We start from the raw sequence: 17,229 nt of genomic DNA on the forward strand, positions 1-17,229 counted from the left end.
TCGGCGAACTTGTTGCCTTGAGCGCGCAAGGTGCGGTGCCAGATGCTGAGTTGCGGGCGATGTCCCGCGGATTGTTGAACGGGTGAGCTATTATAAGGTGGCGGCTCCTTTGACCCGCATGTGACCATGCGGGTTGCCTAGCAAGCAACCAAAGGAGCCACCGACATGAAGTCTCGCACGAAGCCCGCGCTGCGGGTTGTTCCGGCTGCGCAGGTGCAGCTGACGTTGCCGATCCAGGGCGTGCTGCAGGACGTGAAGCACGCGTTCTATGGGCTGTGCATCAACGCCGGCAAGCAGGTGCTGGCAGCCATGATGGAGGCCGACAGGATCGCACTGTGCGGCCCCAAGGGCGTGCCCGATGCCGATCGCCGCGCGGTACGTGGCGGCAGCACGCGCAGCGCCGTTGTTCTCGGCGGGCAGCGCATCGGCATCAAGCGGCCACGTGCACGCGGCGTCGATGCGGGCGAGCTGGAGCTGCCCAGCTTCGCCTGGGCCGCCGGCACCGACCCGCTGGACACCGCGACGATGGCCGCCATTGCTGCGGGCGTGTCCATGCGCCGCTACGCCAGCACGCTGGAGGAATTGCCGCCGCCCGAGCAAGCGCTGTCGGTGTCCAAGAGCGCGACCTCGCGGCGCTTCGTGGCGCTGAGCGAAGAGCAACTGCTGCAGTGGCTGTCGCGCTCGCTGGGCAAGCTGGACCTGCCGGTCGTGATGGTCGACGGCATCCACTTCCGAGACCGCGTCATCCTGCTGGCGCTGGGCATTGATGCCCAGGGGAACAAGCACGTGCTGGGGCTGCGCGAAGGCTCCACCGAGAGCACGCGGGTCGTGCGCTCGCTGCTGAGCGATCTGATCGAGCGCGGTCTCGATGCCGACCGCGCACGGCTGTGGGTGATCGATGGTGGCAAGGCGCTGCGCAAGGCGATCGTCGAGACCTTCGGGGCCACGGCGCTGATCCAGCGCTGCCAGGAGCACAAGCGGCGCAACGTCATCGAGCACCTGCCCGAAGAGCTGCACGCCAGCGTGGGCCGCGCGATGCGCGACGCCTGGGACAGCGCCAACGCCGAGCTGGTCAAGAAGCAGCTGCAGCGCCTGGCTACGTCGCTGCAGTCCAAGCATCCCGGCGCTGCGGCCAGTCTGCGCGAGGGACTCGAGGAGACGCTCACCGTGCAGGCTCTGGGCATCACGGGCGCGCTGTACCGCACGCTGCGCACCACCAACCCGATCGAGAACCTCAACGGCTCGATCGCGCACTACACGCGCAACGTCAAGCGATGGCGGGACGGACAGATGACGTTGCGCTGGGTCGCCAGCGCACTCAGCGACGCCAAGGATCGCTTCCGCAAGCTGCGCGGGCACCGCGACATGAAGCACTTGATCGCCGCGTTGGACAAGCGCATCGCCGCCACGCAGCCCGCCGAACTCAAAGCCGCGTAGCATCACGAATGAGGAGCCGTCACACGGTCTCGTTCAACAGCGAACGGGACATCGCCCGTTTTGCCGTTGTCCCGACGCTTGAGCAGATCGTCGAGGCGGCGGCGATGCGCGTCCGACAGCGGTTCGGCCAAGGCATCGTAGATGCGCCGGTTGGCGCGGGTGATTGCTTCGGCGCTCGCCCGCTCGACGGCGTTGAGGGCAGGCAGAATGACCGACTGCTGCCGCAGGTGCTCGATCAAGGTGCTGGCCAGCACGATGCCCTTGTCGGTCTGCAAGGCCATCTCGGTCAGCAACTGGACGGCCTGCCGGTAGTGGCCCATGGTAAAGGGCTGGAAGCCGAACACCGTTTGCAGTTCGACCAGGTGCTCGCGCCGGGTCTGCTCCCGCTGCCCGTATTCGTCCCAGCTTTCGACGCTGACCTTGAGCTGGTCGGCGACCAGTTTCAACAAGGGCGGAAACGGCGGCTCATCGACGCCCAGGATGACACCAGGAAAGCGCAGGTAACAGAGCTGCACGGCGAAGCCCAGCCGGTTGGCCGGGCCGCGCCGCTGCCGGATGATGGAGAGGTCGGTTTCGCTGAACGTGTAGTGACGGATCAACTCATCCTTGGTGTCCGGCAACGCCAGCAGGCTTTCGCGCTCGGCGGCGGACAGGATTGAACGACGTGGCATATTTACTGATCCGTTCTCAAGTATTGATACAGGGTTTCGCGACTGATTCCGAATTCACGAGCCAGCTTGGTCTTTTGCTCGCCAGCCTCGACACGTTGGCGCAGTTCGGCAATACGCTCAGACGACAGGGATTTCTTCCTGCCACGGTAGGCCCCGCGCTGCTTGGCGAGCGCGATGCCCTCGCGCTGCCGCTCGCGGATCAAGGCGCGTTCGAACTCGGCGAACGCGCCCATTACCGACAGCATCAGGTTCGCCATCGGCGAGTCCTCGCCGGTGAAGGTCAAATGCTCCTTAAGGAACTCGATGCGTACGCCGCGCTGGGTGAGGCCCTGCACCAGGCGGCGCAGGTCGTCGAGGTTGCGCGCCAGACGATCCATGCTGTGCACCACGACCGTGTCGCCTTCGCGCACGAAGGCGAGCAGCCGTTCCAGTTCGGGCCGCCGTGTGTCCTTGCCCGACGCCTTGTCGGTGAACACTTTATCCACCTGGATCTGTTCGAGCTGCCGTTCTGGGTTCTGGTCGAAGCTGCTGACGCGGACGTAACCGATGCGCTGACCGTGCAAGGTATCCTCCTGAGGGAAATGTGTCAGGAAGAAATCTATGACCCTTGACGGCGCATGTCAATCAATTCGGAAGGCAACTCTATTCTGACGATTTAGCGCCGGATGGTCTGACGCCAAGTTAGGGTATGCCTCAATCTGACGGTAGCGAGTCGCAGGCGTTCGGATCGGCATCGGTTTCGTTCCCTGTCTTGGCACGCGCTTCGAAGCGTTGATAACACTCCAACCCGCAGAAGTGCTCGACGTATTCCGCGCCTTCCGGGGTGAAGGCGGCATCGAGCGGGATTTCCTTGCAGCACACGCAGCAACTGGTGGTGGTCGAGTCACTTGCATTCATGGTGGCACCCCTCCATTGACTGACGAAGACGGCGAATGCCGCCGCCGGCATTGGCTTCGCGAACAGGAAGCCTTGTCCTGTGTCGCAGTCCGCTTGTCGCAATAGATCAAGACTCGCCGATGTTTCCACGCCTTCAGCCACCACATCCATGCCCAGCCCGTGCGCAAGCTGAATCACGGTGTGCACGATGGTTTGGTCGCGGCGGTCGTTGGCGAGCCCGGCGACAAACGATTGGTCGATCTTGAGCGTGCTGATTGGGCAGCACTTCAGATGTTGCAGACAGGAATACCCCGTCCCGAAGTCATCGGCGGCGAAGCGCACACCGATCTGCCGCAAGGCGTCCAGGGCGGGGAAGATCGCCGGATCACCAAACGCGACCGATTCGGTCAGCTCGATTTCGAGATACTCGGCGGGCAACTCGGCATCAGCCAGCACGCCCTTTACCCACCCGTCGAAGTCCGGTCCCACTTGGCTCGCCGAAACATTGACGGCCAGCCGGAACGGTCGCCATGCCAGCATTCGCCAGTCACGCATCTGGCGGCAGGCTTCGCCCAGCACCCAAGCGCCGATTTCAGGCATCAGGCCGGACGATTCGACCACGGGCAGGAACTGGCCCGGTGGCAATAGTCCAAGCGTCGGATGACGCCAGCGCAACAGGGCTTCCGCGCCGACAATCCCACCACTGCGCAGATCGACGACGGGCTGGTAGTGCAGTTCAAGCTGCCCGCGCTCGACCGCTTGGGCCAGTTCCGGCGTCGTCCATCCATCCGGCCGGAAAGCGCTCATTCTCTTTCCCTGAATGCCCGCAACGCCCGCGACAGGGACAGAAGGAACAGGCCGGTCAAACCGAGCGCCGCGATGACCCAATGCTCGCCGAGGAAAGCACCGGCGGTTGTGCCGGCCAGCACGACAGCGAGGATGGGCAGGTGGCAGGGGCAAGTCAGCACAGCCAGTCCGCCCCACAGGTAGCCGGTGATCGGTTTGTGCGTCTCGGACGGCAAGCGCTCGGGGTTGTTCATGGCAGACTCTCCGCGTGCTGTGCCGGCTCGGTCGGCAGGGTGGCCAACTGCACTTCCAGATCGGCCAACGCTTCGCGCCGACGCTCGACGAACTGACGCAGCAGGGCAAGCTGCGCGGCCGCTTCGTCGCCGTCCGCCGCATCCAGCGCCCGGCACAGCCGCGCCAGCGCGTCGAGGCCGATGCCCGCCTCGAAGGCCGCCCGCACGAAGCACAGCCGTTGCAAGGCGGCGTCATCGAACAAGCCGTAGCCGCCTGGTGTGCACGCCACCGGGCGCAGCAATCCGCGCAGCAGGTAGTCGCGCACGATATGCACGCTCACCCCGGCATCAAGAGCCAGCCGGGACACCGTGTAGGCGTTCATTGAACACCTCCTTTTTCTCACCCGGCGCAGCAGGAAAGCTGCTTCACATCCTTGTTGAAGGTCTGCGCCGCGAGCTTCAACCCCTCGACCATCGTCAGGTAGGGGAACAACTGGTCGGCCAGTTCCTGCACCGTCATGCGGTTGCGAATGGCCAGAGCCGCCGTCTGGATCAGTTCACCCGCTTCCGGCGCGACCGCCTGTACGCCGATCAGCCGATGGCTGCCTTCCTCGATAACCAACTTGATGAAGCCGCGTGTGTCGAAGTTGGCGAGCGCACGCGGCACGTTGTCCAAGGTCAAGGTGCGGCTGTCGGTCTCGATCCCGTCGTGGTGGGCTTCCGCCTCGCTGTAGCCCACGGTCGCCACTTGCGGATCGGTGAACACCACGGCCGGCATTGCGGTCAGGTCGAGCGCCGCATCGCCGCCGGTCATGTTGATCGCGGCACGGGTGCCGGCCGCTGCCGCCACATAGACGAACTGCGGCTGGTCGGTGCAGTCGCCGGCCGCGTAGATGTTCGGGTTGCTCGTGCGCATGCCTTGGTCGATGGCGATGGCACCTTGCGCATTGACAGTGACCCCCGCTGCGTCCAGCGCGAGGCTGCGCGTGTTCGGTGTCCGACCGGTGGCAACCAGCAGTTTGTCGGCGCGCAATTCACCGTGCGTGGTGGTCAGCACGAATTCACCGTCCATATGGGCGACCTGGCTGGCTTGCGTGTGCTCCAGCACCTCGATGCCCTCGGCACGGAAAGCGGCTGTCACCGCCTCGCCGATGGCCGGGTCTTCACGGAAGAACAAGGTATTGCGCGCCAGGACCGTGACCTTGCTGCCCAGCCGGGCAAAGGCTTGCGCCAGCTCCAGCGCCACCACCGACGAGCCGATTACGGCAAGGCGTTCGGGAATGGTGTCGCTCGCCAGGGCCTCGGTGGAAGTCCAGTAGGGTGACTCTTTCAAGCCCGGAATCGGCGGGACCGCCGGGCTGGCACCCGTGGCGACCAGGCAGCGGTCGAACATCACGACGCGCTCGCCACCCTCGTTCAAACGGACGGTAAGGCTCTGGTCGTCCTTGAAGCGCGCCTCACCGTGCACAACGGTGATGGCCGGATTACCGCCCAGGATGCCTTCGTACTTGGCGTGCCGCAGTTCGTCGACGCGGGCCTGCTGCTGGGCCAGCAGCTTACTGCGGTCAATCGTAGGCACAGTTGCCGCAATACCGCCATCGAACGGGCTTTCCCGGCGCAGATGGGCGATGTGGGCGGCGCGGATCATGATCTTGGACGGCACACAGCCGACATTGACGCAGGTGCCGCCGATGGTGCCGCGCTCGATCAGCGTGACCTGCGCGCCTTGCTCGACGGCTTTCAGCGCCGCCGCCATCGCGGCTCCACCGCTGCCAATGACCGCTACCTGCACCGGGGGCTCGTTGCCACTGTGCTTTTCGGCGGCGGCCATCCATCCCCGCACCTTGTCGAGCAGTCCGACGCGGTTGTCCGCCAGTGGCGCATCGGCTAGCGTTGCCTTGTAGCCCAGTCCGGCCACGGCGGCAGTCAGCGCGTCCGGCGATGTGCCCGGCACGATGGCGAGTTGCGCTGTGCCCTTCGGATAGGACACCAGCGCCGACTGCACGCCTGGCACTTTTTCCAGCGCTTCCTTGACGTGCGCCGCGCACGAGTCGCAAGTCATGCCGGTGATTTTTAGATGGGTCATGCAACAGATCCTTTATCGTTTGTGGCGCCAGACAATGACGTCCGTTGTGCTGCGGTGCCGTTTTCAGTGACTCACTGCTTGACGCTGGACGGATAGCCCGCGTCTGCGGTTGCCTTGGTCAGCTTCTGCACGCTGGTCTTGGCATCGTCGAAGGTGACGACCGCTTGGCGTGTCTCGAAAGTCACGTCAACTTTGCTGACGCCTTCGACCTTGGAAATCGCCTTCTTGACAGTGATCGGGCAGGCGGAGCAGGTCATGCCCGGTACGGACAGCGTGACGGTCTGGGTGGCGGCCCAGACGGGGGCAACAACGGCGGCGAGGGCGAGGGAGGCAAACAGTTTCTTCATGGTGAACTCCGATCAGTAGAAAAATGGCATGACGTAGGGAAATCCGAGCGCGACCAGAACCAGCGCGGCCACGATCCAGAAAATGAGCTTGTAAGTAGCTCGCACTTGGGGAATCGCGCAGACCTCACCCGGTTTGCAGGCCGCTGCCTGCCGGTAGATGCGCCGCCAGGCGAAGAACAACGCCACCAGCGCCACGCCGATAAAGATGGGGCGATAGGGTTCCAACACCGCCAAGTTGCCGATCCAAGCGCCGCTGAACCCCAAGGCGATCAGAACCAACGGCCCGAGGCAGCAAGCCGAGGCGAGGATGGCGGCAAGCCCTCCAGTGAAGAGCGCGCCGCGCCCGGTTTTTGGTTCAGACATGCGCTTGTCCTTTCGAATTGAAATTGGATAGCGTAACCTTACTTCCGTACTCATGTACGGAGTCAAGCGATATGGAAAACAATTTGGAGAACCTGACCATTGGCGTTTTCGCCAAGGCGGCCGGGGTCAATGTGGAGACCATCCGTTTCTATCAGCGCAAGGGCTTGTTGCTGGAGCCTGACAAGCCCTATGGCAGCATCCGCCGCTATGGCGAGGCGGATGTAACGCGGGTGCGCTTCGTGAAATCAGCCCAGCGGCTGGGCTTCAGCCTGGATGAGATCGCCGAGCTGCTGCGGCTGGAGGATGGCACCCATTGCGAGGAAGCCAGCAGTCTGGCCGAGCACAAGCTCAAGGACGTGCGCGAGAAAATGGCTGACCTGGCGCGCATGGAGGCCGTGCTGTCTGAGTTGGTGTGCGCCTGCCATGCGCGAAGGGGGAACGTTTCCTGCCCGCTGATCGCGTCACTACAGGGTGGAGCAAGCTTGGCAGGTTCGGCTATGCCTTAGCGTGCTTTATTTTCCGTTTTCTGAGACGACCCCAGTCAAGAACTTCCGGCCGGCTCCAGCAAGCTGGGACGCGCCACGATAGCCTTGAACAGATTGGCGGACCGATCATCGATGAGTTCGATCTGCGGCCATGCCCTCAGTGAGCGCAGCAGGCCGCTACCCAATCCGCGATAAGGCAGGAGCTTGGCGGCAAAGGACGCCAGGATGGGGTTGCGCATATTGGAGTTGCCGGCCTTGATGTTCTCGATAGTCAGGTTGTTGGGCAGGTGGCCAGGGCTGATGATCTCGACACGATCCGCGAAGACCAGTACGCGGATCGGCGCGCTGACGAAGTAGTCGCGGTGAATGAGGGCGTTGGCGACCAGTTCTTCCCAGACGATGCGGGGAATCTCAGGCTGCCCCTGGGAGTTGAAGCCCTGCTCGCCCTGCGCGGCGCGGGTGTTAGCGACGATAAAGCCCAACGTCTGCTGGAACACGTCGGCCAGCTTGCCGACGATGTCGCGGCTGTCGATGTAGCGTTCGTCCTCAATCTGGGTGCCGACAAAGGCGACGGCCTTGACGACGAAGGCGGGTAGCGCGTAGTGCGGTGATTTGGCGAACAGCAGACCGCCCGCCACGTTGAGCTGCCCCTGGTTCATCAGGTTCATGTTGGTCAGCAACTGCGGCAGCGGCTGGTTATGCTGGGCGAGCGGCTCACCGAATTGCTGCTCGAAGAAGGTTTCGAAATAGGGCATGTCCACATCGCCCGCGCTCAAGCCCGCTACGGGCGTTTCGTCGGCGTGCACCAAACCCGCCTGCTGGAACAGGCGCTGCAATTCCTCGCGCGAGGTGGCGCGGCGCTTGTCCGAGCCGTTCTTCACCCAAATCGCGCCGTTCTTGTCCATGTAGGGCTTGTTGACGCCCTCAGCGATAGAGAGCACCAGCACCGTGCCTGCCGGGTGAGGCACGTTTTCCGTGAGCGGGTTCACGGCGGGACGCACGACCTGCGAGGCCACGTTGGCGATGAGCATGTTGAGACGAGCAACGTCGGCGCCGGATAGACCGCGCACCGAACCGTCGTCGTTCACCCCAATGAAGATGCGACCACCAGCGGTGTTGCTGAAGGCAACGATCTCTGCTGCCAAGGCGTCGGCATTGTTGATGTCCGTCTTGAACTGCTGCCGACTGTCCTCGCCCCGGCTGAGCAGGTCGATCAGCTCTGTGGTTTCCATAGGTTGTAGACCTCTTTGCGACGGTTGAAGGCTTCCTGGCCTCCTTCCATGATGTTGATGATGGCGTCCTGCACCGGGCGGGCGTCGATGCTGCCGCTTCGCGTGGCGACCTTCTCGTCCTGGTATTGGCAGGCGTGCACCTGTTCCGCGTCACCCAGCACCGGGAAGTTGGCGTTGTGGGTGGCGAAGATGAATTGGGCGTGAGGCTTCATTTCCCGTAGCAGCTTGATCACATCGTCGTAAATGGTCTGGTTGTCCAGATCGTCTTCCGGTTGGTCGATGATGATCACGTCGTTCTGGCGTTGACTGAGCACGTACAGCAACAGCGCCGAAGCGCGCTGCCCGAGAGAGTGGTGCTTCAACTCTTTGCCGCGATAGCGGATGACGAAGCGGTTGGGCACCTGCCAGGTGACGAAATCGGTCAGGTTCTGCATGAAGGTCTTTTCGAAGACCTCGGGGGTGCTGCCGGCCTTCGCCAAGGCTCCCGGCAAGGCACGTAGGAGGCCGCCAAAATCGGCATAGTCCTCCATCACTGCGCGCAGCGTGGTTTCGCGAATGTTGCTGCCCTTGAAGAGCTGCTGCATGAAGCTGATGGCGGCTTCCTTGTCGCCCTTGAAGTCCGCTTCGATCTGCAGGGCGGTGTGGCCAGCGTTCACGCGGTCCAGCTCTACCTTGATGGTATTGAACTCGCGCAGCCATAGTTCATTGAGTTTGTCGATCTCGGCAAACAGCGCGTCGCGGATGCTGGTCTGCTGTGATTCCTGCTTGGCCAGCGCCTCCAGCATTTGCTCCGCCTTGGTTTTGCGCTGCTGCTGGGCCAGGAAGTCGTCCGGCTGGATGGCAGTCATGCCGGTTTGCTTGAGCTCCTGAGCCAGTTGGCGCTCGACTTGTGCGAACTCCTCCTGAAGGCTCCTGCTTGCGCCTTCAAATTCGCCCTGTTTGGTCTTGAGGCGAGCTGCAATGACGTTCGCTTCTCGCTCGATCTGCTTGAGCTGATCGACCTTGGCAACGAGGCTGGAGAACTCAGCGTAGTAGGCCGTGAAGAAATCCGGGTTCTGCTTGGAAACGTAGCTCGTTGCGTTCCGCAGCTCGTCCTCATGCTCGGCAATCAGACTTCCTAGAGCGAGGATGAAGCTGTCTGCCCGCTCCATCATGCGCGCGAGCGCTGTGGCGTCCTGCTGGAAGCCAAGTCGCTTTTGGAGCTTATCGGCGACACCGTGCTCCGCGAACTTGGTCAGACGGAAGTTGGCATCATTTAGTTGGGTCTCGAAGTCGCGCTTGAGTTCGGCCGTGTTGCTGAGCTTGAGCCAGCGCTGAGCAGCGTCACGCACGCGCTGGCGTTGAACCTCTATTTCGTCACGCAGCACACGCAGCTTCTCGCCAACCAGCTTTTCCACCAGATCGGTCTCGAAGCCTTCGCCGGTGCTGGAAAGGTCCTTCTGGCCGAAGTAGATCGGACGGCGCAGTACGGTTTCCCGGATCGACACGCCGGGTTGCAACTTGCCGCCCAAATAGACATTCGGGGCTTCGCGGAAGATGCGGGAGATGGTGAACTCCTGTCCGTACACGTCACATGCTGTCAGCGTCACCTTGCCGCCGCTGCCAAGGGTATGGCGGATCAACTCATCCTTGTACTTGGTGTCCTGCGCCTTCTCGCCGCGTGGAATGTCGAGGGCGTAGCGTACTGCCTCCAGGATGGACGATTTGCCGCTGCCCCGGATGCCGATCAACGTGTTGAGTTCGGAAGAGAAATGCAGCACTTGCCCATCGAGGATGCCGCCGTCGAAGCGGATGCTGCGGATGTGCGACGCTTGATGTTTGGGCGGCTCCATGGCTACCCGCCCAGCGGGATCGCTCAAGGCAAACTTGACCGCCTCGAAGGACAGTTCGCCCAGCTTCAGGTAGCTGGCTTTGCCTCGACCGATTTCATCGACACTCTTAGGGTCGCTGCCTTCCAGTTCGGCGGGGTACCAGCTCTGTAGCCAGCTTTGAATCTTGGTGCGGCAGGGTTTGTCTTTGCCTGCGCCGTCGTGCGTGCGTACCTTCTGAAAAGCCAGCGTTCTGCGTCGGAAGAACTCGTTTTGCCCCAACTCAGTAAGCCGGCCGCCATCCAGCTCCGCCCACAGGCCACTCGGGGCTTCGACATGGGCGAAGACAAGGAAGAAGTCCCGGTGATAGCCTTCCAGCTTCTTGATGGTCTCCAGAAGCGACCATGAAGTGCGCCCGTTCTCCTGCTCGTACTGCGCGGGCGTTTTACCTTCGAATGCGCTGGTCAGAAAGGGGTTGATGTAATTGTGTTCATCGATCCATTCGTCGGAGAACACAACAAGCGTGTGGATGCCATTAGCCCCGTCATTGACCGACAACTCAACGCCTGGCAGCAGCGCAATACCCTTCTTCTGGGCCGTCTTGCGCAGTGCTTTGAATTCTTCGAAGTCGAACTTGTTGTGGTTGGTAATGACGCCCAATCGGATGTCCGCTTTCTCCAACGCATCCACATAGTTGCTGTTGTAGAAGTTGTCATCGCCCGTGAACTTGAATTCTCGGTCCGCTCGGGTATGCAGATGAAAGTCAGCACGGACCCACTGCGCCCCTTCTGCAAAGACCATGGATCGAGCCTCTGACTGCTTCGGTCGCAGACTTTCCATCATGGTTCATCCTTATAGTTAGTCCGCGCGTAGCCCACCAGTCGAGCGGTCTGCGGGTCATAGATAAACTCGGTGATCGATCCATCTCGAATGCGCTGAACCGCCTCGTCGATCACATGAAGTGGCACTAGGAACCATTCCTCAGGCTGCACAGGATGACCGAAGCGGTCGTTGATCGTGATGTTCAACCGCGCGGGCGCGAACAGTCTGTGGAACAGGTTCTCCATCCGGGTGCGGTTGACGCCCGCGAGCTTGTAGGTCGCTACCACTTCGACCTTCGCCAGCAGGTAGGTGGAGTCGTGTTCGGCGTTGGCAATGCGCGTCTCCACCCTGCCCCCGGTCACGCCCATCTTGTGGATGATGTCGCGGTGCTGCGCGACATAGGGATGATCGGAGAGGGAGCGCAGGACGTAGATCGTGCCGCTTTCGACATCATCGGCCTCAAGCTCGCCGCCGAAGGAGAGTTGTCCGCTCTCGGGCGAGGCCAGCCGCCGCGCGGCGGGGTCGTTGTAGAAAGCGCGCTGGAGCGAGCGCAACAGCAGATTGCTTTCGGTGCCGTTGGAGAAGATGAGGCGCAGGCGGCGGTCCACTTCCCCGGCGGTGGTTCTCAGCGGTTCGCCGACGTCTGCGACGTAGAGCGTGATTCCATCGAGAACGAAAAAGTCCCCGGCCTCAATCGCGCGGCGGCCCGCCTCTATGGGCTGGGACTGGCGCAATCCGGTCTTGACTTCCGTCGCTACGCGCTCGAACAGTGGCTTGAACGCCTCGAAGTCTTCGCAAGGCTTGCGATCCGCGATCTCCTCGGCGGCGCGCTTGTCGGCGCTGGTGCGGACATGGCGTAGGACCGTGATGTCGTCTGCGTCGGCTACGCCCGCCAGCTCGGCGGCCAGGTCGTCGATGTCGATGGCTTCATCTGCCGAAGCGGCAACGGTAGGCGCCCCGGCAAGCAAGCCCTGATGGTCCAGCGGCTCCAGCAGGGCGCGGCAGTCCGGGAGCGCACGCAAGCGGTCCAGGCGCACGGCATAGAGGCGCTCGAAAATATCGCGATCCTCACCATGCTGCGGCGCACGCCCGTGCTTCTCGGTGAAGCGTTGGATTTCCTCGAAGCCCGCGATGACGCGCTCCTCACTGGCCGGCCGTCCGGCCTTCGCCTCGGGCGGTGCGAACTCGGCAAGCTCCGCAGCGAGTTCGTCAAGATCGGAGTTACTCATAGCGCCCCTCCGCCTTGAATCGCATAAAGGCGGCCGCGCCTTCGGCCATGCGTCGCTCCCAGGCATCCTGGGAATCGAGTGCAGGAATGCGTCCGCGCTCCTTCTTGAACTGAACGGCGCGAACAGCCATCTCCTTCGCCTCGTCCGGCGTCAGACTCGTGCGCTTCGCCGAGATGGCCGCCGCGACCTGCTTCAAGCTGTCCTCGCTCATGGTCTTGGCGAGGATGGCGTAGGCTTCGCCAAAGGGGTTGATGCGGTCGATGAGGTCAATGTCCAGCTCGCGCACGTCCATCGCGAAGCGGCGCACGCCGTCGATCAGGGCGGTGTTGGGCGACCCGTCGCTCTCGCCTTCGGTGACAAGCCGCTTGGCCTGTTGCGTCAGGTTGAGGGCGGCGATGGCATGCTGGCGCACGGCCTCCTGATCTTCGGCGTCAAGCTCGGGATACTTGTCCTTGATGATCTTGCCCATGCGAACCTGCGTCAGCTCCTCGGGCACCAACTCCTCATCGAACAGGCCGCGCTCAATGGTGGGCTTGTCCTGCACGAAGGCCGCGATGACTTCGTTCAGGTCTTCCTGACAGATTCGCGCCGCCTCCTTGCTCTTGGGCTCGGCGATGCCCTTGATCTCGATTTGGTACGCCCCTGTCTGCTCATTGACGCCGATGTTGCAGCGATCCGGGTCGTAGCCACCCTCGCCGTAGTTAAAACCCGGCACCGGGCCACTGTCGGGGTTCTTGGGCTTGAACTCGAAGCGCGGAGCAAGAACCTGCTCCATCAGCAGGCTCGCCGCGATGGCCTTTAACGTATCGTTAACGGCCTCGGTGACAGCTTCCTCGGCTGCGTCCGGCTCGGCGATCAGGTTGGTGAACCTCGCGCGGGTCTTGCCGGGCGCGTCGCGGGTAGCTCGGCCGATGATCTGCACGATCTCGGTCAGGCTGGCGCGGTAGCCCACGGTCAGTGCATGTTCGCACCAAATCCAATCGAAGCCTTCCTTCGCCATGCCCAGCGCGATGATGATGTCCACATGGTCGCGGCTGTTCTTCTGCGCCGGGTCTTTGAGCGCGGCGGACACGCGGTCGCGCTTGGCGGCATCGTCATCGACGAGATCGGCGATCCGCAGCACGCGGCCATCGGGGCGCTTGACACGTTGGAAGCCGGTCGCAGGGTCGATGCCTTGCCATTCACCCAGCGCCTCGATGATGTGCTCCACTTCCCGCATCTTGTCCTTCGTGCTCTCGCGCGAATTGACATTCGGGATGTGGATGATGGTCTTCTCGGCGGGATCGAGGACATTGAGGATGTCGTCGACGTAAGGCCCGCTGTAGAAGAAGTAGCCGATGTCGAGTTGCTTGAGGTACTCGTAGCCGTTGAGCTGCTCGTAGTAGGTGTAGGTGACGGTATCGAACTTCGACTCATCCTGCGGCGCGAGCACGGCCTCGGCGTCGCCACGGAAGTAGGAGCCGGTCATGGCGACGATGTGCGTCTTGCCCCGCGCGAAGAACTGCCCCAGGTGCAAGCCGAGCTTGTTGTCCGGATTGGCCGAAACGTGGTGGAACTCATCGACCGCGATCAATCGGTCGTCGAACGCCTCGACGCCGTAGGCATCGACAGCGAAGCGGAAGGTCGCATGGGTGCAGACCAGCACCTTGTCCTCGCCTTCGAGGAATGCGCCCAGCGACTTGACCTTGCCGCCGTTGTCGTTGCCTGGCGCATTGCACAGGTTCCACTTGGGTTCGACCTGCCAGTCCGCCCAGAAGCCGTACTTCGACAGCGGTTCGTCGTTGAAGCTGGCACCGATGGACCTCTCCGGCACAACGATGATGGCCTGCTTCAAGCCTTGGTTCTTGAGCTTGTCGAGTGCCACGAACATCAGCGCACGGCTCTTGCCCGATGCGGGCGGCGACTTGATAAGCAGGTATTGCTCGCCCCGCTTCTCGTAGGCCCGCTCCTGCATGGGCCGCATCCCAAGAGCATTGGCCTTGGTCGATGCGCCGTTTCGGGCGTAGGTGACGGAAACGGACGGTACGGACTTGATCTTGTCGCTCATGCGTTGGCTCCCGCCTTGCGTTTCTTGCCCTTGGCCGGTGCAGCCGAAGCGGTCATCTTGGTATAAAGGTCAAACAGCTTTTCCAGCCGCTCAGTGTCGTTCTTGAAGCGCCGACCGATGTAGATGCGCTCCAGCACTTCGTCGTTGCGATCATGTGCGGCACGCAGGTCAGCGGGCATGTTCTCGGGGTCGTACAGGTCCGCGATGGTCGCGGGGAAGTGATGCTCCCGCGCCAGCAAGATATCCTCAGCGCAGCGCGTGAGATCGACCTTGTTCTTGTCGGTGAGCGTGGGCACGGGGAAGGTGTTCCAGCCGAGGGTATTGGAGTAGCGAATATCGGTCTTCAGCCTGCCACAAACGGTGGCGATCCAAACGAGATGCAGGCGTGATGCAATCAGTGCCAAGTTCCAAAGCGGCGCATCGTAAATCACCGACGCGAGATTGGAGACAACGGTGTCATATCCAGTTATCTCGCACGGAAGAAACAACCTTCGTTCCGACGACACATTCGGAACTGCGATTGCAGCGTGGCGACTATGAGGGGCGAAAACGAAGCGATGCGGCGTGGCAGCGTTCTCGTTGGCTTGAGCTCCGTTACTACTCAAGCGCATTTCGCGAACCTTTTCGAGGCGGTCACGAAGAATATCGATGCGATTTACCTCTTCAAGATCGTCATCCTCGATCCATATGCACCAGCGAGCTCCACCGTTTATCAATTCGCGCGATCCAACGTAGCGCTTTAGGAAGCGTCTGGCATCTGGACTCGCTGCAATTATTTGATCCTTCTCTTCAGTAGATGGTGTCAGATGACCTCCATCAGTCGGCTTATTCCCCGACTGCATATGTCCGATGGCTGAAAGCGCACTCGATCTCTTCGTGACAATCACGGTATCAGCAGCGACAAGATACGGACTAATGTTGGCGCATGATCTAACAGTGCCTTCGCCGAACAGTTTCCTTTCAGAGCCAGGGTTGGTCGTCAGGCCGAGAATCACACACGTGACAGCAGCTTTGTTACTAGCGAGGTTGCTCCACAAGAACGATGTGTGCGCAAAGTTGATCGTGTTGCACTCTTTAAATACGAGCGGCCAAAGCATTGCAACTTGCTCTCCTTGAGTGATGGAGTTAGTCGTTACGAATGCGCTTGCCGCCCCAGTAAAATTGTTGAACTGAGCTGCTTTCAGAACGAACGCGGCTACATAGTCCAAATCCTTGTAAGTCTTTAGAAGGGGCGCGAGGACTCGCGCCATGTCTTCCTTCTGCTGCGCTGTCTGACCAACGCTTCCTTGGTACGGCGGATTGCCGCAGATGTACGTCTCGCCGCCTTCGTTCTCGAAGTCAATCTCCGCTTGGTCGAGCGGCGTCTCAAACAGATCATCCGCCAGCACCTTCACGTCCGTCCCGGTGGGCGGGCAAACGCTCAACCAGTCGAGCCGCAGCGCGTTGCCGCAGGTGATCCAGTTCTCGTTACGCAGGGGCAGAAACTCGGCCAGGGCCAGCTTCTGCCCCCGGTACAGCACGTCGCACTGATACTCGGCGATGACCAGCGCAAGGCGGGCAATCTCCGCCGGGAAGTCACGCAGCTCAATCCCGCGAAAGTTGGTGAGCGGGATCTCCGACGCGCGATCCGGCTCGCCGCGCCGCCGATTGATCTCGGCCTCGATGGCGCGCATTTCCTTATAAGCGATGACCAGAAAATTGCCCGAGCCGCAGGCCGGGTCGAATACCCTGATCTTGGCAATGCGCTTGCGCAGGTTGAGCAACACGCGGGCGTTGTCGCCCGCCTCCTCCAGCTTCGCCCGCAGGTCGTCGAGGAACAGCGGATTGAGCACCTTCAGAATGTTGGGAACGCTGGTGTAGTGCATCCCCAGCTCGCCGCGCTCCTCGTCTTCGGCCACGGCCTGGATCATCGAGCCGAAGATGTCAGGATTGATCTTGGTCCAGTCCAGGCCACCAACGTGCAGCAGGTAGGACCGGGCGATCTTGCTGAATCGCGGCACCTCGTCGCCGCCGGAGAACAAAGCCCCGTTGACGTAGGGGAAATCTTCGGCCCATCGAGGAATCTTGGCGGCAGCCCGGTCCTCGCGCTTGGTGTTCATGGCGCGGAACAGCGTGGCGATGACCTCGTGCGTGTTGGACGAGTCCTTGGCGCTCATCTGCGCAACGGTTTCGGTGAAACGCCCCTTCCCGATGAAAATGTCGGTGTCCTCGGCGAAGAAACAGAAAATCAGCCGCGCCATGAGCTTGTTCATGTCGTGGCGGCGCTCCGCCGTGCCCCATTCAGGGTTGTCTTTCAGCAGTTCGACGTACAGACGGTTCAGGCGGCTGGTGGCCCGAATGTCGAAGGCGTTTTCGCTGATCTGGCGGACGGTACTGATGCCCGCCAGCGGCAGGAAGAAGCCGAAGTGGTCGGGAAAGTCTTTGAAGGCACAGGCGACGGTCTCACCGCTGGCCAGGTCTTCGGCCTCGAAGTCCGCACCGTCGGTGGCGAGGATGAACTTCGCCTTGGCCTTGGCCGTCGCCGGGCTGGCCTTGAGAGCGGCCAGCGTCTGTGTCACCCGCCCTACGTCGCAGGTCAGGATGTGGATATTGCTGGTCTGGAGAACACCGCCGAGGTCGGACTTGTTCGACGCCCCCGCGCGCAGGCGCTTGATGGTGGTCGCTTTGTTGCCGAACGCCTCAAGAAAGGCATAGGGGAACTCCGCACGGTCGAACGGCTGCTCCGCGAGGTCGGTGATGGCTTGTTCGATTTCTACGGCGTTCATGGACGTGCAGCCCCCTCTCGGGGCGAGGCCGCCTGGTTGCTA

At 62.0% G+C, this 17,229-nt stretch carries 14 protein-coding genes and 1 pseudogene; 2 read left to right on the forward strand and 13 right to left on the reverse strand.

Annotated elements, in window-relative coordinates; translation table 11 throughout:
• Nucleotides 1-165 precede the first annotated feature (165 nt).
• Nucleotides 166-1,437 (forward strand): IS256 family transposase, encoded by a 1,272-nt coding sequence (locus ACODTB_RS08690; protein ID WP_133598508.1) that lies wholly within the window; start codon nucleotides 166-168, stop codon nucleotides 1,435-1,437.
• A 56-nt stretch (nucleotides 1,438-1,493) separates the two neighbouring features.
• Here the strand turns inward: ACODTB_RS08690 and ACODTB_RS08695 are convergent.
• The 8 genes and pseudogenes from ACODTB_RS08695 to merT all read right to left on the reverse strand — a co-directional run.
• Nucleotides 1,494-2,108, reverse strand: a pseudogene (locus tag ACODTB_RS08695) (DUF4158 domain-containing protein); the annotation flags it as partial.
• Between the two features lie 2 nt (nucleotides 2,109-2,110).
• Nucleotides 2,111-2,671: a recombinase family protein gene (locus tag ACODTB_RS08700; protein WP_003124096.1), complete on the reverse strand. Its 561-nt coding sequence runs from the start codon at nucleotides 2,669-2,671 to the stop codon at nucleotides 2,111-2,113.
• Between the two features lie 130 nt (nucleotides 2,672-2,801).
• Entirely contained in the window at nucleotides 2,802-3,791 is a 990-nt protein-coding gene (locus ACODTB_RS08705) for a DUF3330 domain-containing protein (RefSeq protein ID WP_003132006.1), read from the reverse strand.
• A complete protein-coding gene (gene merE, locus ACODTB_RS08710; protein ID WP_003132004.1) occupies nucleotides 3,788-4,024 on the reverse strand; it encodes a broad-spectrum mercury transporter MerE in 237 nt (78 codons plus the stop codon). The genes ACODTB_RS08705 and merE overlap by 4 nt, the downstream gene beginning before the upstream one ends.
• Nucleotides 4,021-4,386, reverse strand: a complete 366-nt coding sequence (gene merD / locus ACODTB_RS08715) for a mercury resistance co-regulator MerD (protein ID WP_000995360.1) — start codon at nucleotides 4,384-4,386, stop codon at nucleotides 4,021-4,023. Before merD ends, merE begins: the two co-directional genes overlap by 4 nt.
• Nucleotides 4,387-4,403: 17 nt before the next feature.
• Nucleotides 4,404-6,089, reverse strand: a complete 1,686-nt coding sequence (merA, locus tag ACODTB_RS08720) for a mercury(II) reductase (RefSeq protein WP_003158917.1) — start codon at nucleotides 6,087-6,089, stop codon at nucleotides 4,404-4,406.
• A 71-nt stretch (nucleotides 6,090-6,160) separates the two neighbouring features.
• The gene (gene merP / locus ACODTB_RS08725; RefSeq protein WP_003131987.1) at nucleotides 6,161-6,436 is read right to left on the reverse strand and encodes a mercury resistance system periplasmic binding protein MerP; all 276 of its coding nucleotides are present in this window, start codon (nucleotides 6,434-6,436) and stop codon (nucleotides 6,161-6,163) included.
• Between the two features lie 12 nt (nucleotides 6,437-6,448).
• Complete coding sequence (gene merT, locus ACODTB_RS08730) at nucleotides 6,449-6,799, reverse strand: mercuric ion transporter MerT (RefSeq protein WP_003131974.1); 351 nt, start codon at nucleotides 6,797-6,799, stop codon at nucleotides 6,449-6,451.
• 71 nt (nucleotides 6,800-6,870) lie between these two features.
• Between merT and merR the strand changes: the two genes are divergently transcribed.
• Nucleotides 6,871-7,305, forward strand: a complete 435-nt coding sequence (gene merR / locus ACODTB_RS08735) for a mercury resistance transcriptional regulator MerR (RefSeq protein ID WP_003131969.1) — start codon at nucleotides 6,871-6,873, stop codon at nucleotides 7,303-7,305.
• 35 nt (nucleotides 7,306-7,340) lie between these two features.
• Here the strand turns inward: merR and ACODTB_RS08740 are convergent, their stop codons facing one another.
• The 5 genes from ACODTB_RS08740 to ACODTB_RS08760 are packed head-to-tail and all read right to left on the reverse strand — an operon-like array spanning nucleotide 7,341 to nucleotide 17,187.
• The gene (locus ACODTB_RS08740; RefSeq protein ID WP_166226536.1) at nucleotides 7,341-8,516 is read right to left on the reverse strand and encodes an RNA/DNA-binding domain-containing protein; all 1,176 of its coding nucleotides are present in this window, start codon (nucleotides 8,514-8,516) and stop codon (nucleotides 7,341-7,343) included.
• Complete coding sequence (locus ACODTB_RS08745; protein WP_116356570.1) at nucleotides 8,498-11,167, reverse strand: TrlF family AAA-like ATPase; 2,670 nt, start codon at nucleotides 11,165-11,167, stop codon at nucleotides 8,498-8,500. The genes ACODTB_RS08740 and ACODTB_RS08745 overlap by 19 nt, the downstream gene beginning before the upstream one ends.
• Nucleotides 11,164-12,375 (reverse strand): GIY-YIG nuclease family protein, encoded by a 1,212-nt coding sequence (locus ACODTB_RS08750; protein WP_166226534.1) that lies wholly within the window; start codon nucleotides 12,373-12,375, stop codon nucleotides 11,164-11,166. Before ACODTB_RS08750 ends, ACODTB_RS08745 begins: the two co-directional genes overlap by 4 nt.
• Nucleotides 12,368-14,422 carry a DEAD/DEAH box helicase gene (locus ACODTB_RS08755; RefSeq protein WP_166226532.1) on the reverse strand — a complete coding sequence of 685 codons (2,055 nt, stop codon included), beginning with the start codon at nucleotides 14,420-14,422 and terminating at the stop codon, nucleotides 12,368-12,370. The genes ACODTB_RS08750 and ACODTB_RS08755 overlap by 8 nt, the downstream gene beginning before the upstream one ends.
• Entirely contained in the window at nucleotides 14,419-17,187 is a 2,769-nt protein-coding gene (locus ACODTB_RS08760; protein WP_166226530.1) for a class I SAM-dependent DNA methyltransferase, read from the reverse strand. The genes ACODTB_RS08755 and ACODTB_RS08760 overlap by 4 nt, the downstream gene beginning before the upstream one ends.
• Nucleotides 17,188-17,229: the final 42 nt, after the last annotated feature.

It is taken from the genome of Hydrogenophaga sp. FG152 (genome assembly GCF_057809615.1).